This is a genomic window from uncultured Arthrobacter sp. (genome assembly GCF_947493765.1).
Classification (GTDB): Bacteria; Actinomycetota; Actinomycetes; order Actinomycetales; family Micrococcaceae; genus Arthrobacter_D.
Genome location: NZ_CANLSZ010000002.1, coordinates 289,368 through 303,237 on the forward strand (window position 1 = coordinate 289,368; position 13,870 = coordinate 303,237).

The window sequence follows — 13,870 nt, forward strand, 5'->3', positions numbered from 1 at the left end:
CAGGGACAGTGACGGGAACGACGACGGGAACGACGACGGGACGGAGGACCATGGGCTGGAACAACCCACCCATCCCGTGGTCGGAGTTCGAGCGGAATCTCTCCGCGACCCGGCCCGGTGCACCGCCCGTGGGCGCCGACGGTGGTGACAGTCCCGCGTGGTCGCGGAAGCGCCTGCCCTACACGGCCCCTGCGGCGCTCCCTGCCCCGGAGGGCCCGGTGGTCCCGTACGCGGAACTGCACGTCCACTCCAACTTCAGCTTCCTCGATGGCGCCTCCAGCCCCGAGCACCTCGCCGAGGAGGCCCACCGGCTCGGGCTGACCGGGCTGGCCCTGACCGATCACGACGGTCTGTACGGCGCCGTCCGCTTCGCCGAGGCGACCGAGAAGTACGCCGGCTTCTCGACGATGTACGGCACCGAGCTCTCGCTGGGGCTGTCCCGGCCCCAGAACGGGGAGGCGGATCCGCAGGGGAAGCACCTGCTGGTCCTGGCCCGCGGGGCCGCCGGTTATCACCGCCTCTCCACGGCCATCACGGAGGCCCAGCTCGATGCGGGGGCCGAGAAGGGCAAGCCCTGCTACGACCTCGAGCGTCTCGCCGGACACGCCGGTGGCCAGTGGATGATCCTCACCGGGTGCCGCAAGGGGTCGGTCCGCTCGGCCCTCGCCACCGGGGTCACCGAGGCCGAGACCGAGCTCCGGAGGCTCGTGGACCTGTTCGGCCGGGAGTCCGTCGCCGTCGAGCTGATCGACCAGGGCAACCCGCTGGACACCGCACACAACGCCGCCCTGGCCACCCTCGCCGGCCGCCTGCAGCTGCCCACCGTCGCCACGAACAACGTGCACTACGCCACCCCGGACCAGCACCGGCTCGCCTCCGCCCTGGCCGCGGTCAGGGCGCGCCGGAGCCTGGACCAGATGGACGGCTGGCTCCCCGCTGCCGGCTCCGCCCACCTGCGCAGCGGGGCGGAGATGCTGCGACGGTTCAGGGACTACCCCGGAGCCGTGGAACGGACCGTGGACCTCGCGGCGGAGCTGTCCTTCACCCTGCGCAGTGTCACCCCCGGTCTGCCGAACATCGAGCTGCCCGAGGGACACACCCAGATGAGCTATCTCCGCCAGCTCGTCTGGCAGGGAGCCGACAGGCTCTACGGGGGCCGGGCCGACGTCCGGGAACGCATCGAGCGCGAGCTGGAGGTCATCGAGGACAAGAACTTCCCGGGCTACTTCCTGATCGTCCACGATCTCGTGCAGTACGCCCGCCGGCACGGCATCCTGTGCCAGGGGCGCGGCTCGGCCGCGAACTCGGCGGTCTGCTATCTGCTGGAGATCACCGCCGTCGACTCCATCAAGTACCGGCTCCCCTTCGAACGCTTCCTCTCGAGTCTGCGCGACGAGGAACCGGACATCGACGTGGACTTCGACTCGGACCGGCGCGAGGAGGTCATCCAGTACGTCTACCGCAAGTACGGACGCTTCAACGCCGCCCAGGTGGCCAACGTGATCACGTACCGGCCGAAGTTCGCCGTCCGGGACATGGCGAAGGCACTCGGGCACAGTCCAGGGCAGCAGGACGCCTGGTCCCGGCAGATCGAGCGCTGGGGGGGCCTCGTCTCCAGCAGCGATCACGACATCCCGGAGTCCGTGGTCACGCTGGCGCAGGAGGTGCTGAAGTTTCCCCGCCACCTGGGGATCCACTCGGGCGGGATGGTGCTGACGGACCGGCCGGTGGGAGAAGTATGTCCGATCGAGCATGGACGGATGGAGGGGCGGACCGTCCTGCAGTGGGACAAGGACGACTGCGCCTGGATGGGGCTCGTGAAGTTCGACCTCCTGGGGCTCGGCATCCTAGCCGCCATCCAGTACAACTTCGATCTCGTGGAACGGCACTTCGGTGAGACATGGGAGCTGCACACCATTCCGAAGGAGGAGCAGGGCGTCTACGACATGCTGTGCTTCGCGGACTCCATCGGGGTGTTCCAGGTGGAGAGCCGCGCCCAGATGGGAATGCTCCCCCGCCTGCAGCCCCGCCAGTTCTACGATCTCGTGATCGAGGTGGCCCTGGTCAGGCCCGGTCCCATCCAGGGCGGCGCCGTCCACCCGTACGTCAAGCGGAAGATGGGCGAGGAGGAGGTCCGGTACATCCACCCCGAACTGAAACCGGTTCTGGAGCGGACCCTGGGTGTCCCCCTCTTCCAGGAACAGCTCATGCAGATGGCCATGGTGGTGGGCGGCTGCACCGGCGCGGACGCCGACCTCCTGCGCCGCGCCATGGGATCGAAGCGGGGCGAGGAGCGGATCGACTCCCTCAAGGCCACGCTGTACGAGGGCATGGCCTCCAAGGGGATCACCGGAGAGACGGCGGACGCGATCTACAGCAAGATCTACGCGTTCGCGAACTTCGGCTTCGCCGAGAGCCACTCGATCAGTTTCGCGCTGCTGGTCTATGTCAGTGCCTGGCTGCGCCTGCATTATCCGGGGGCGTTCCTCGCCTCGCTGCTGCGTGCGCAGCCCATGGGGTTCTACTCGCCGCAGACGCTCGTGGCGGACGCCCGGCGGCACGGCGCCGTCGTGCTGCGCCCCGACATCCTGCTCTCCGGGGTGCACGCCGATCTTGAACCGCTGGAGGGGTACCACCCTCCCTCCGATCCTTCCCGGCGTACCACCGGTATGGACTGCTGCACCGAGAACGAGCAGGCGCCGGTGGGTCCCTTCGACCCGGACACGCCCTTCGACTCCACCCCGCACCGGCGTGACGGCAACCATGCGGTGCGACTCGGGCTCGCCAGCGTGGAGTCCCTCGGCATGAAGCTGGCCGAGAGGATCGTCGCGGAGCGGGAACGGGAGGGCCCCTACGAGGATCTTCCCGATCTGGCACGGCGCACCGGGGTCAATGCGGGCCAGCTCGAGGCCCTGGCCGCGGCGGGTGCTTTCGACTCCATGGGCCTGACCCGCCGGGAGGCGCTGTGGCATGCCGGCCCGGCGTCCACCGAGCGGGCCGACCAGATCAAGGGGACCGCCGTCTACATCCAGCCCCCGCTCATGCCCGAGCTCTCGGACATCGACAGGGTCGGGTCCGATCTCTGGTCCACCGGGATCACTCCGGACGACCACCCCATGCGCCACGCCAGGAGCAGGCTGATCCGCCGTGGCGCCCTGACGGCACTGGAGCTGAGGACGACGGAGTCCGGTCGGAGGATCGAGGTGGCGGGAGTCGTCACGCACCGGCAGAGGCCGGCAACCGCGAGCGGTATCACCTTCATGAATCTCGAGGACGAGACGGGACTGGTGAACATCATCTGCTCGGTGGGCGTCTGGCAGCGCCACCGCCGGGTGGCGCGCGAGGCCGGCAGCGTGATCGTCCGCGGCATCCTCGAACGCTCCGACGAGGGGATCGTGAACGTGGTGGCGGACCGCATCGAGGCCCTGCAGCTGAAGGCCACCAGCAAGTCACGCGACTTCCGCTGACCCGCGCCCCGACGACGAAGGGCCCCCGACCGGCGGGAGCCCTCCACTGTGATGCACTGTGCGCGAGGGGGGATTTGAACCCCCACACCCTTTCGGATACTGGCACCTGAAGCCAGCGCGTCTGCCGTTCCGCCACTCGCGCAGTCTGAGTTTCCAACTCCTGCACGCCAGGGCGCAGATGTTGTGAACAGCAGAAACGAGCATAGCGGAGAGCTGCGGCATTCACCTAAACACCCCCGGACATGGCCGGTCGTACCATGGATCCACGCACCGGGAGCTGCCCGGCCCGGTGATCGTTAGGACAAAGTGATCCTCGGGGAGCCCACCTGGAGCCCTTTCAGGAGGGCTCCCAGTAGTATCGGATGGAACACGCCCGGCTGGACCCTGCCATCAGGCAGCACCGGGCACGATGCCGCGGCACCCCGCCGTCGGACCGGCGCAGCGACAGCAGAAGGAGGCACGCGATGGGCATTCTCGACAACGTGGAACGCGGACTCGAAAAGCTCGTCCGCGGCGCCTTCGCAAGTGGCTCGCACTCCCAGGTCCAGCCCCTGGAGATCGCCAGTGCCCTCCGGAAGGAGCTCGACAACCGCTCCCTGGTCCTCTCGCAGGGTCGTACCCTCGCACCGAACGTCTTCGCCGCGCGACTGTCGGACTCCGACTTCGACCTCGCCCAGCAGTGGGGTTCCCCCCTCGCCGAGGAACTCTGCGACGTGGTCATCGCCCACGTGAACAGCCAGCAGTACAGCCTGCAGGGGCCCGTGCGTGTCTCCTTCGAGCACGACCCCGATCTTCGGGCGGGTGTCTTCGAGATCGACTCCTCCATCGAGAAGGCGGGCGCGGAGCGTCGCCCCGCAGGGCCCGCTGCTCCCGCGACGCCCCGGCACGAGCCGGTGCGGTACCAGCCGGTCCTCGAGCTCGACGGGCGGCGGTACTCCATCACCTCCGGCTCGGTGGTGCTGGGCCGCTCGTCCGAGGCGGACATCCTCGTCGACGACACCGGGGTGTCGCGGCGGCACCTGGAGATCCGTTCGGAGGACGGGCGCGTCTACGCCGTCGACCTCGGGTCCACCAACGGCAGCTACGTCAACGGCCAGCGCGTGGCGGGCCGCACGGAGCTCACCGACGGTTCGGCCATCTCCCTGGGGCGGTCGCGCCTGATGTTCCGCATCCTCCCCGCGCAGGGCGGCGGACACCGATGACCGATGCCGGTGAACTCACCGTCACCCTGCTGCGCTTCGGATTCCTGATCCTGCTCTGGATCCTCGTCCTCAGCACCGTGGGTGCCCTGCGCCGCGACCTCGTGGTGGGCCGCCGGAACAAGGTGGGTACGCCCACGGCACGGGAGATCCGCAGGAACCCGGACCTCGTGGACCAGGCACCCCCGGCACGCACGACGGCGCGGCAGCTGGTCGTCACCGAGGGCCCCCTCACCGGGACGGTCCTGGAACTCGCCTCCAGTCCCATCCTGCTCGGCCGGGCCCAGGAGTCGTCGCTCGTCCTCGAGGACGACTACGCCTCCGGTCGGCACGCGCGCCTGTTCCCGCAGGGCAGCCGCTGGTTCGTCGAGGATCTCGGCTCCACGAACGGCACGTACCTGGCCGGTCAGCAATTGACGCGAGCCCTGCCCGTCGAGCCGGGGGTCCCGATCCGGATCGGCAAGACGGTCATCGAATTGAGGCCGTGAGCATGCGGCTCGCCCTGCGGTTCGCCGCCCGGTCCGACGTGGGCATGGTGCGTGCGAAGAACGACGACTCCGCCTACGCCGGCCGCTATCTCGCCGTCGTGGCCGACGGCATGGGAGGCCATGCCGGCGGGAACGTCGCCTCGGCGTCGACGGTGCTGGACCTGATCCACCTCGACCACGACGGACACGGCGGCGAGGCGGGAACGCATCTCGCGGACGAGATCCAGACCGCCAACTCGCTGCTCTCCGAACTGGTCGGCACCAGTCCGCAACTGGCGGGGATGGGCACCACCGTCACGGCCCTGCTCCTCGAGGACAGCACGCTCCAGCTGGCCCACATCGGGGACTCACGCGCCTATCGCCTCAAGGACGGCGTCTTCGAGCAGATCACCACGGACCACACCTTCGTGCAGCGGCTCATCGACGAGGGCCGCATCACGCCCGAGGACGCGGAGGTCCACCCGCACAAGAACGTCCTCATGCGGGTCCTGGGCGACGTCGATGCCAGCCCCGAGCTCGATCTGGACCACTTCGACGCGGCGCCGGGAGAACGCTGGCTGCTGTGCTCCGACGGGCTCAACGCCGTCCTCCCCGACCGCGTCGTCGAGCAGACCATGCGCGAGGCCGAGGACATCCGCGAGGCCGTCGACGCCCTCGTGGACATGACGCTCGCGGGCGGCTCGCCCGACAACATCACCGTCGCCGTGATCGAGGTGGTCGATGCGGACGACGACGGCGGCCCGCCCGCCGTGCTGCCTCCGGCCCGGGAAGCGGCCGGCGAGCGCGACGACGCAGCGGAGCGCCCCGCCGAAACGGGGGACACCGCCGGGACGGGGGACACCGATGGGACGGGGAACACCGCCGGGACGGGGAACACCGCCGGGACGGACCCGGCGGAGACCGCCTCCACGGATGTCGAGCACAAGGGGGACCTGCCCGGCACGGCCATCCGCGCCGACGTGATCCGCGAGGATCTGCTGACCAGGCCCCATGTCCTCGTGGGCTCGGCGGCCCTGGCCACGGAGACGGGCCAGATCCCCATCGTGACGCAGCGGACCACGGAGCGGCGCGCGGCGAAGATGCTGATGCGCCAGTCGGACGAGGATCTGGCCGAGGACCTCGAGGACGAACCCCCCGTCCGGAAGCGGCGCTGGCTCGTGCCCGCCTTCCTCTCCCTGCTCACCCTGATCCTGGTGGCCGTCCTGGGCTTCGGCTACACCTGGACGCAGACGCGCTACTACATCGCCGACGCCGACAATCGCGTCGCGATCTTCACGGGGGTGCCCCAGAGGGTGGGCCCCATCGATCTGAGTGATCTGTACCGGACCACCGACATCCCGGTCTCCAATCTGCCCGAGTACCAGCGTTCCCAGGTGCGGAACACCCTGCCGGCGGCGAGCCTGCAGGAGGCCGAACGGATCGTGGGCGATCTGCGCAGTGAGTTGCGCGCCGTCTCCTGCGACCCGGTCACGCCGGGCACCGCATCCGCGAGCCCGCGCACCGGCAGTGCGGCTCCGACCGCCGGCAGCACGGCACGTCCCGGTCCCTCCGGGTCGGCCGGTCCGTCGGCCTCCGCGATGCCGAACCGGTCGGCCTCCGCCTCGCTGGCGCCGTCGGCGTCCGTGCAGGCCGGTACCGCCTCCGGGTCCGGTTCCCCGACCGTGGACTGTGGAGGTACCGGCGATGAGTGATGTCCTGACAGCGCCCCGCTCACGGCGCAACATCGAGCTCGTCCTGCTCCTGCTCGCCCTCGTGGTGGGCATCGGGGCGAACTTCCTGGCCAATCTCGGGCGCAACGAGCCCCTCGGCGACTACTTCTGGTCCCAGGCCCTGACACTCGGGCTCATGGGCCTGTTCCTCCACATCGTGCTCCGGTTCCGGGCGAAGTATGCCGATCCCGTGATACTTCCCATCGTGATCGCCCTGAACGGGATCGGCCTGGCCATGATCCATCGCCTCGATCTCTCGGCACTCTCGGTGAATCCCGAGTTCACCCCCGTCGCGCCGCAACAGGTCATGTGGACCGCGGTGGCGATCGGGGCGGCAGCGGTCCTGCTGCTCGTGTTCAAGGATCACCGGATCCTCCGGCGCTTCACCTACACCTCGCTCATCGTCAGCGCCGTGCTGCTCCTGCTGCCCCTCATGCCCCCACCCCTCGGCCTGGAGATCAACGGGGCGCGGATCTGGATCTCGGTCGGTTTCGGCACGTTCCAGCCGGGTGAGATCGCGAAGATCACCCTCGCCATCTTCTTCGCCGGCTATCTGTCGACCAACCGCGATCTGATCCTGCTGGCCGGCAAGAAGATCGGCCCCCTCCAGCTGCCGCGCTTCCGTGATCTGGCCCCGATGGCCGCGGCCTGGGTGGTCAGTATCGGCGTGCTGATCTTCCAGCGCGACCTGGGGTCGTCGATCCTCTTCTTCGGTCTCTTCATGGTCATGATCTACGTGGCGACGAGCAGGGTCAGCTGGGTCCTCATCGGCCTGGCGATGATCGCCGGCGGGGTGTTCGTCGCCCTCGAGCTGTTCAGCCACGTGGCCCTGCGCTTCGACTCGTGGATCAACGCCTTCGACCCCGACGTCTACAACAGGGCTCCCGGCGGGAGCGGTCAGGTGGTGCAGGGCCTGTTCGGACTCGCCGACGGCGGGCTCCTGGGCACGGGGCTCGGCGGGGGCCGGCCCGATCTCGTGACCTATGCGAACAGCGACATGATCATCGCCGCGCTCGGAGAGGAACTCGGGCTCATCGGCGTCGTCGCGATCGTGATGCTCTACGTCATCCTCGTCTCCCGCGGCATCAGGGCCGCTCTCGGGACCAAGGACGGCTTCGGCAAGCTGCTGGCGTGCGGTCTCTCCTTCACCATCGCCCTCCAGTGTTTCGTGGTGATCGGCGGCATCACCCGGCTCATCCCGCTGACGGGGCTCACCACGCCGTTCATGTCGGCCGGCGGGTCGTCGCTGCTCGCCAACTGGCTGATCGTGGCCCTGCTGCTGCTCATCTCCGAGACCGCGCGGCGACCGGTCACCAGCACGCCCATGAAGAACTCGTTCCCGGAGCCGGTCGGCGTCACGGGGAAGATCGGCAGAACCAGGGCAGCCAGGGAGGGAACCCGATGAATCAGGCCATCCGCGGGGCCTGGGTGGTCGCCGTCACCATGTTCGCCCTCGTCCTGGGTTCCCTGACCTACGTGCAGTTCTTCCAGGCGGCCGAGCTGACGGCCAACCCCTGGAACAACCGCCAGCTCTATCAGGACTTCGACCGGCAGCGGGGGGCGATCCTGGTCGACGGGCGGGCCGTGGCCCAGTCCGTGCCGTCCGACGACCAGTTCAACTACCAGCGCGTCTACGGGGAACCCGAGCGGTACGCGCACCTCACGGGTTTCTATTCCCTCTCGATCGGGTCCACGCAGCTCGAGGACGCGGAATCGGAGATCCTCGCCGGCACCAGCAGCTCGCTCTTCTACGACCGTGTGGTGAGCCTGTTCTCCGGAGCCGAACCGGGAGGCGCCTCCGTGGAACTGACCATCGACCCCCAGCTCCAGCAGCTCGCGTCGGACCTGATCCCGGAGGGCCAGCGGGGCTCCATCGTGGTGCTGGAACCGTCCACCGGGCGGATCCTCGCGATGGTGTCCAAGCCGACCTACGACCCGAATCTGCTGGCGGGGCACGACACCTCGATCGTCGCCGAGAATCTGGCAGCGCTCACGGAACAGCCGGGCCTGTCCGTCTACACCAACCCGGCCACGGAGTCGCTCATCGCACCGGGATCCGTCTTCAAGCTCATCGACGCGGCGGCGGCGCTCGAGTCCGGGGAGTACGACGCCGAGTCGGAGATCCCCAACCCGCCGGCGCTCGAGTTCCCCGGGATCGAGTACACCCTGCCGAACTTCGTCTCCGGCGGGTGTGCGAGCCGGGCGACGGCGGATCTCGAGTTCGCCCTGGAGCAGTCCTGCAACACGGCGTTCGCGCAGATCGCCCTGGACCTGGGCGAGGAGGCCCTCCGCAAGCAGGCGGAGCGGTTCGGTTTCGGCGAGGAGCTGTCCATCCCCACCAGGGTCCTGGCCAGTATCTTCCCGACGGACCTGACGGACCCCGAGCTGGCCCAGTCGGCGGTCGGCCAGTTCGACACGCGCGTCACCCCCCTGCAGATGGCCATGGTCGCCGCTGCCATCGCCAACGACGGCGAGCAGATGAAGCCGCAGCTCGTCTCCTCCATCAGGGCCGCCGACCTCGAACTGATCGACTCCCCGCAGCCGGAGACGCTGCGGCAGTCGGTGAGCCGGGAGACGGCTGACCAGCTGACGGAGTGGATGGTCAACGTGGTGGACAACGGCACCGCGGCGGGAGCCCAGGTGGCGGGCGTGAAGGTGGCCGGCAAGACAGGGACCGCCGAGGTCACCGACAGCGGGGACAACGCCTGGTTCACCGGCTTCGCCCCCGCGGACGACCCGCAGGTGGCCATCTCGATCGTGATGGAGAACGTGGACATCCCCACCGGTCAGCAATTGACCTCACCCAGTGCCAAGCGACTCATAGAGGCGGTGTTGAACAGATGAGGCCAACGTCAGGAATCACCCTGGGCGGCAGATTCGAACTGACCGACCGCATCGCCATCGGTGGCATGGGGGAGGTCTGGAAGGCCCGGGACCGGATCCTCGGGCGCGTGGTCGCGATCAAGATCCTCAAGGAGGAGTACTCGGGCGACCCGGCGTTCCTCAACCGCTTCCGGGCGGAAGCACGTCACACCGCCCTGCTCAACCATGAGGGAATCGCGAATGTCTTCGACTACGGCGAGGAGGGCGGTTCCGCCTACCTCGTCATGGAACTCGTCCCGGGGCAGCCGCTCTCCGCCGTGATCGAGAAGGAGCAGGTCCTCTCACCGGACCGCACCCTGTCCATCGTGGGGCAGACCGCCACGGCCCTCGCCGTCGCCCACCGCCAGGGCCTCGTCCACCGCGACGTCAAGCCCGGCAATATCCTCGTCATGCCGGACGGCCGGGTGAAGATCACCGACTTCGGGATCGCGCGGCTCGCCGATCAGGTGCCGCTGACCGCCACCGGCCAGGTCATGGGCACCGCCCAGTACCTCGCTCCGGAGCAGGCCACCGGCCAGCCGGCCACGGGCTCCTCCGACATCTACGCACTCGGCGTGATCGGCTACGAACTGCTGGCCGGCCGGCGCCCCTTCTCCGGCGAATCACAGATCGCCATCGCACTCGCGCAGGTCAACGACGCACCACCTCCCCTGCCGCAGTCCATCCCGCATCCGGTGCGGGCACTCATCGGCTCGATGCTGGCCAAGAACCCGGCCGACAGGCCCGCCGACTCGGAGGCCCTGGCTCGGGCGGTCGATGCCATCCGTTCCGGCGACATCCGGGCTGCGGAGGCCGCCGTCCCCGGGATGCTCGCCTTCTCCCGCGGCGCCGACACGCCCACGGCAGCGGTACAGCGCCAGGACACCCAGGCGACAACCGCCATCTCCTCCCCGTCGACGTCGGCCCTGCCCACCGTGGCCGCTCCCACGACCGCCGGGATCGCGGCGTCGCGGGACTGGTCGCAGGACGACGTCGAGGGCCCCGACGGTGCGCAGGCGTACGACCACGAGGCGAACCGGCGCAGCCCGTGGCTGATACCGCTGATCGTGCTGCTCCTGCTCGCCCTCGGCGCGATCGCGTTCCTGATGCTCCAGCCCCTGCTCGTGGGCGACGATGCGGCGGACGTGCCTCCGGCCCCGACCTCGGCGGCACCCACGACGCCGTCACCGGAGCCCAGCGAGGAAGCGGAGATCGTCATCACCACGGGCGACTACCTGGGGAGGCCGGTGGCCGAGGTGACGGACGAGCTCGCCGAGCTCGGCTTCAGGGTGACGACGGAGACGGATCCACCCTCCGATACCCGGGAGGGCCTCGTGACCGGCATCGACCCGGTCGGCAGCCTCACCCGGGGCGACACCATCACGCTCAGTGTCTCCAGCGGCCCGGAGGAGGTCACGGTACCGGCGGGCCTGCAGGGAAGGACCTCCGCCGAGGTGGACCGCATCCTCGTGGATCTGGGACTCGTGCCGGTGAACGAGGGGACCGAGGAGTCCCAGCAGCCCGCGGGCACGGTCGTCAGAACCGCACCCGGAGCCGGTGCGGTGGTCGCCACGGGGACGAACGTCAACTACGTCGTCTCCTCCGGTCCTCCCGCACCTGCGCCGCCCGTCGAGCCTGTACCGAGCGAAGAACCGCCGCCCGAGGAGCCGACGACGAGCCCGGAGCCCACCACGAGTCCGGAGCCCACCTCGAGCCCCGCAGCAGCGGCCGACCCGACACCCGCTCCCACCTCGACCCCCTGAACCGGCGGCTCCACGGGCCGCCGTCGGAAGCCCTGCACGGTCGAAGGGCGTGCTGCGCCGGCGTCAGCGTGCGATGAGCGGACTGAGGCCCGCAGCAGTGGCAGCAGCCCCCCGGAGACCCAGGGACTCCAACCAGTTCCCCAGCAGCTGATAACCACCCTCCGTGAGCACGGACTCCGGGTGGAACTGGACGCCGCGCAGGGGCGCTGTGGTGTGGTCCAGCCCCATGATGATCCCGCTCGCCGTGCGCGCGGTCACCACCAGCTCGGCCGGCACGTCGTCGCTGACGGCCGCCAGCGAGTGGTAGCGGGTGGCCGTCATGGGCGACGGCAGACCCGCGAAGACCCCGGTGGAATCATGCTCCACGAGGGAGGTCTTGCCGTGCATGAGCTCCGGGGCGTGCGTGACGGTCCCGCCGTACGCCTCGGCGAGTGCCTGGTGCCCGAGGCACACCCCGAGCATCGGCTTGGCATGCTCTCCGCACCAGGTGATGAGGTCCACGCAGATGCCGGCCTCGGCGGGCGTCCCGGGGCCGGGAGAGATCAGGACGCCGTCGCGGGACGCCGCCATCTCCTGCGCCTCGGCGAGCGTGAGATCGTCGTTGCGGACCACTGTCGTCTCGGCCCCGAGCTCCTGCAGGTAACCGACGAGGGTGTAGACGAAGCTGTCGTAGTTGTCCACGACGAGGATTCGGGTTGTAGCAGCCATGAGCCAGAGGGAACCAATCGTTGAATCGGTGGGTGGACCGGCCCGCCAAGGCCCGGACGGGCAGCACCCCGGAGGTGGCCGGAGCCGGTGGGCGGGACCGTCGGGTCGTCGGGTCGTCGTCCCCCAGATTATCCCTGTCCTGCGGCACGGACCATTCGGGCTCCTCCGCCGAGGCGCGGTCCCCGGCCCGGCGGGAGCGGCGGCCGCTCCCGCCGGCAGGATCTCCGGTGACCCGGGTCTTGGCTAGAATCGTCAGGAGTGCCGGGCCGCCGCCTGTCGCTGGGCCCGTCGGCCCGGACACAGCGTCCCGGACAGCAAGTCGTCCCACCCCCGGCGCCGTCGATCCGCGGCCGCGCCCCGTCGAGGAGTACCCGTGCCAGAGTCGAAGCCCCGCAAGAGAGCCACCTCAGCAACGGCCGGCGTGAGATCCTCGCAGCCCGCCCCGAATCCTGCCTGGTACAAACCCGTGATGTTCGGCCTGATGATCATCGGGCTGCTCTGGATCATCACCTTCTACATCTCCGAGTCGCGCTTCCCCGTGGAGGCCTGGGGGTCATGGAACATCATGGCCGGTTTCGGCATCGCGATCGTCGGCTTCCTCATGACCACGCGCTGGCGGTGAGTGCCCGGCGCCCGGGACTGTACACAGCGTGTGCATGACGTTTTCCACAACTGTGCAGAAGATGGGGGATTTCGTCCCGATTCCCGGCCGATCGCCCGCAGCGCTTATCCACAGCTGTGGAATTACATGTGTGTAAGTTATCCCCGCTGTGGACAACTGCTGTGGATAACGCACTGAGGGGCCGGTACGGACAGTACCGGCCCCTCAGTGCATCCCCTGTGGTCAGCCGGGCAGGAGTGCACCCCCGACGAGGGTGAGCACGGCCAGCAGCGCCACCACCCCGGCGAGCCCCAGCCACTGGATGGTGGCCTGCCGTTCGCCGCGGGGTGCATAGGCGATGACCGCCGCACAGGCGGCCCCCGTCAGGAGCCCCCCGAGATGCGCTTCCCAGGCGATGCCCGGCACCACGAAGCCCAGCACGGCATTGATGCCGATGAGCACCACGATCTGCTTGACGTCGTTGCCGCGCTTCCGCTGGATGATGAAGAGCGCTCCGAACAGTCCGAAGACGGCGCCGGAGGCCCCCACCACGCCCTGGAGCGGGTTCGGGCTGAGCAGGAGCACCCCGATCGACCCGCCCGCGGCGGCGATCAGGTACAGCGCAGCGAACCGGGCCCATCCCATCGCCGGCTCGAGGACCTTCCCGAGGATGTACAGCGCGTACATGTTGAACGCGATGTGCAGGAAGGAACTCTGGGAGTGCAGGAACGCCGCCGTCAGCATGCGCCACGGCTGGGCGGGGATCACGCCCTCGAGCCCCGCCGTGAAGACGGGGGCGTAGAGCAGGGCGCGGGTCAGGTTTGGGACGACGAGTTGCAGGAGGAAGACCACCACACAGAGCCCGATGAAGGTGTAGGTGGCCACGGGCCCGGTCCCGCGGGCGATCCCGCCGAAGGCGTTCCTGCGCACCGGTGCGTTGGCGGCCTGCTCCCGCACGCAGTCCACGCACTGGAAGCCCACGGCAGCGGGCCGCTGGCACTGCCCGCAGGCCGGGCGACCGCACCGCTGGCAGCTCACATAGCTGACGCGGTCAGGATGCCGCGGACATACCG

The 13,870-nt window shown here is 69.4% G+C and carries 10 protein-coding genes and 1 tRNA gene; 8 read left to right on the plus strand and 3 right to left on the minus strand.

Annotated elements, in window-relative coordinates; all coding sequences use genetic code 11:
- The first annotated feature begins 50 nt into the window (after positions 1-50).
- Positions 51-3,467 carry an error-prone DNA polymerase gene (locus tag Q0747_RS04315; RefSeq protein ID WP_298252281.1) on the plus strand — a complete coding sequence of 1,139 codons (3,417 nt, stop codon included), beginning with the start codon at positions 51-53 and terminating at the stop codon, positions 3,465-3,467.
- 59 nt (positions 3,468-3,526) lie between these two features.
- On the opposite strand, the gene Q0747_RS04320 is transcribed toward Q0747_RS04315, so the two are convergent.
- Positions 3,527-3,609 (minus strand) — tRNA-Leu (locus tag Q0747_RS04320).
- A 322-nt stretch (positions 3,610-3,931) separates the two neighbouring features.
- Between Q0747_RS04320 and Q0747_RS04325 the strand changes: the two genes are divergently transcribed.
- From Q0747_RS04325 to Q0747_RS04350, 6 genes are read left to right on the plus strand one after another with little or no spacing between them, the layout of a single operon-like run.
- On the plus strand, positions 3,932-4,669 hold the full coding sequence (locus tag Q0747_RS04325; RefSeq protein WP_298252018.1) for a DUF3662 and FHA domain-containing protein: 738 nt from the start codon (positions 3,932-3,934) through the stop codon (positions 4,667-4,669).
- Positions 4,666-5,154: an FHA domain-containing protein gene (locus Q0747_RS04330; RefSeq protein WP_298252019.1), complete on the plus strand. Its 489-nt coding sequence runs from the start codon at positions 4,666-4,668 to the stop codon at positions 5,152-5,154. Before Q0747_RS04325 ends, Q0747_RS04330 begins: the two co-directional genes overlap by 4 nt.
- Before the next feature lie 2 nt (positions 5,155-5,156).
- The gene (locus Q0747_RS04335; RefSeq protein ID WP_298252283.1) at positions 5,157-6,845 is read left to right on the plus strand and encodes a PP2C family serine/threonine-protein phosphatase; all 1,689 of its coding nucleotides are present in this window, start codon (positions 5,157-5,159) and stop codon (positions 6,843-6,845) included.
- Positions 6,838-8,268 (plus strand): FtsW/RodA/SpoVE family cell cycle protein, encoded by a 1,431-nt coding sequence (locus Q0747_RS04340; RefSeq protein ID WP_298252020.1) that lies wholly within the window; start codon positions 6,838-6,840, stop codon positions 8,266-8,268. The genes Q0747_RS04335 and Q0747_RS04340 overlap by 8 nt, the downstream gene beginning before the upstream one ends.
- Positions 8,265-9,707: a penicillin-binding protein 2 gene (locus Q0747_RS04345; RefSeq protein WP_298252021.1), complete on the plus strand. Its 1,443-nt coding sequence runs from the start codon at positions 8,265-8,267 to the stop codon at positions 9,705-9,707. Before Q0747_RS04340 ends, Q0747_RS04345 begins: the two co-directional genes overlap by 4 nt.
- A complete protein-coding gene (locus Q0747_RS04350) occupies positions 9,704-11,488 on the plus strand; it encodes a protein kinase domain-containing protein (protein ID WP_298252022.1) in 1,785 nt (594 codons plus the stop codon). The genes Q0747_RS04345 and Q0747_RS04350 overlap by 4 nt, the downstream gene beginning before the upstream one ends.
- 63 nt (positions 11,489-11,551) lie before the next feature.
- On the opposite strand, the gene Q0747_RS04355 is transcribed toward Q0747_RS04350, so the two are convergent.
- Positions 11,552-12,196 (minus strand): aminodeoxychorismate/anthranilate synthase component II, encoded by a 645-nt coding sequence (locus tag Q0747_RS04355; RefSeq protein ID WP_298252023.1) that lies wholly within the window; start codon positions 12,194-12,196, stop codon positions 11,552-11,554.
- Between the two features lie 373 nt (positions 12,197-12,569).
- On the opposite strand from Q0747_RS04355, the gene Q0747_RS04360 reads away from it, so the two are divergent.
- Positions 12,570-12,818, plus strand: a complete 249-nt coding sequence (locus tag Q0747_RS04360) for a cell division protein CrgA (protein WP_298252024.1) — start codon at positions 12,570-12,572, stop codon at positions 12,816-12,818.
- A 222-nt stretch (positions 12,819-13,040) separates the two neighbouring features.
- Here Q0747_RS04360 and Q0747_RS04365 read toward each other — a convergent pair whose 3' ends face one another.
- Positions 13,041-13,763, minus strand: a complete 723-nt coding sequence (locus tag Q0747_RS04365; protein WP_367277660.1) for a rhomboid family intramembrane serine protease — start codon at positions 13,761-13,763, stop codon at positions 13,041-13,043.
- Positions 13,764-13,870: the final 107 nt, after the last annotated feature.

What these genes read in the sequence shown, in the direction of transcription:
- Q0747_RS04315 (WP_298252281.1), top strand. Translation starts at nt 51, where the DNA reads ATGGGCTGGAACAACCCACCCATCCCGTGGTCGGAGTTCGAGCGGAAT.
- Q0747_RS04325 (WP_298252018.1), top strand. Translation starts at nt 3,932, where the DNA reads ATGGGCATTCTCGACAACGTGGAACGCGGACTCGAAAAGCTCGTCCGC.
- Q0747_RS04330 (WP_298252019.1), top strand. Translation starts at nt 4,666, where the DNA reads ATGACCGATGCCGGTGAACTCACCGTCACCCTGCTGCGCTTCGGATTC.
- Q0747_RS04335 (WP_298252283.1), top strand. Translation starts at nt 5,157, where the DNA reads ATGCGGCTCGCCCTGCGGTTCGCCGCCCGGTCCGACGTGGGCATGGTG.
- Q0747_RS04340 (WP_298252020.1), top strand. Translation starts at nt 6,838, where the DNA reads ATGAGTGATGTCCTGACAGCGCCCCGCTCACGGCGCAACATCGAGCTC.
- Q0747_RS04345 (WP_298252021.1), top strand. Translation starts at nt 8,265, where the DNA reads ATGAATCAGGCCATCCGCGGGGCCTGGGTGGTCGCCGTCACCATGTTC.
- Q0747_RS04350 (WP_298252022.1), top strand. Translation starts at nt 9,704, where the DNA reads ATGAGGCCAACGTCAGGAATCACCCTGGGCGGCAGATTCGAACTGACC.
- Q0747_RS04355 (WP_298252023.1), bottom strand. Translation starts at nt 12,196, where the DNA reads ATGGCTGCTACAACCCGAATCCTCGTCGTGGACAACTACGACAGCTTC.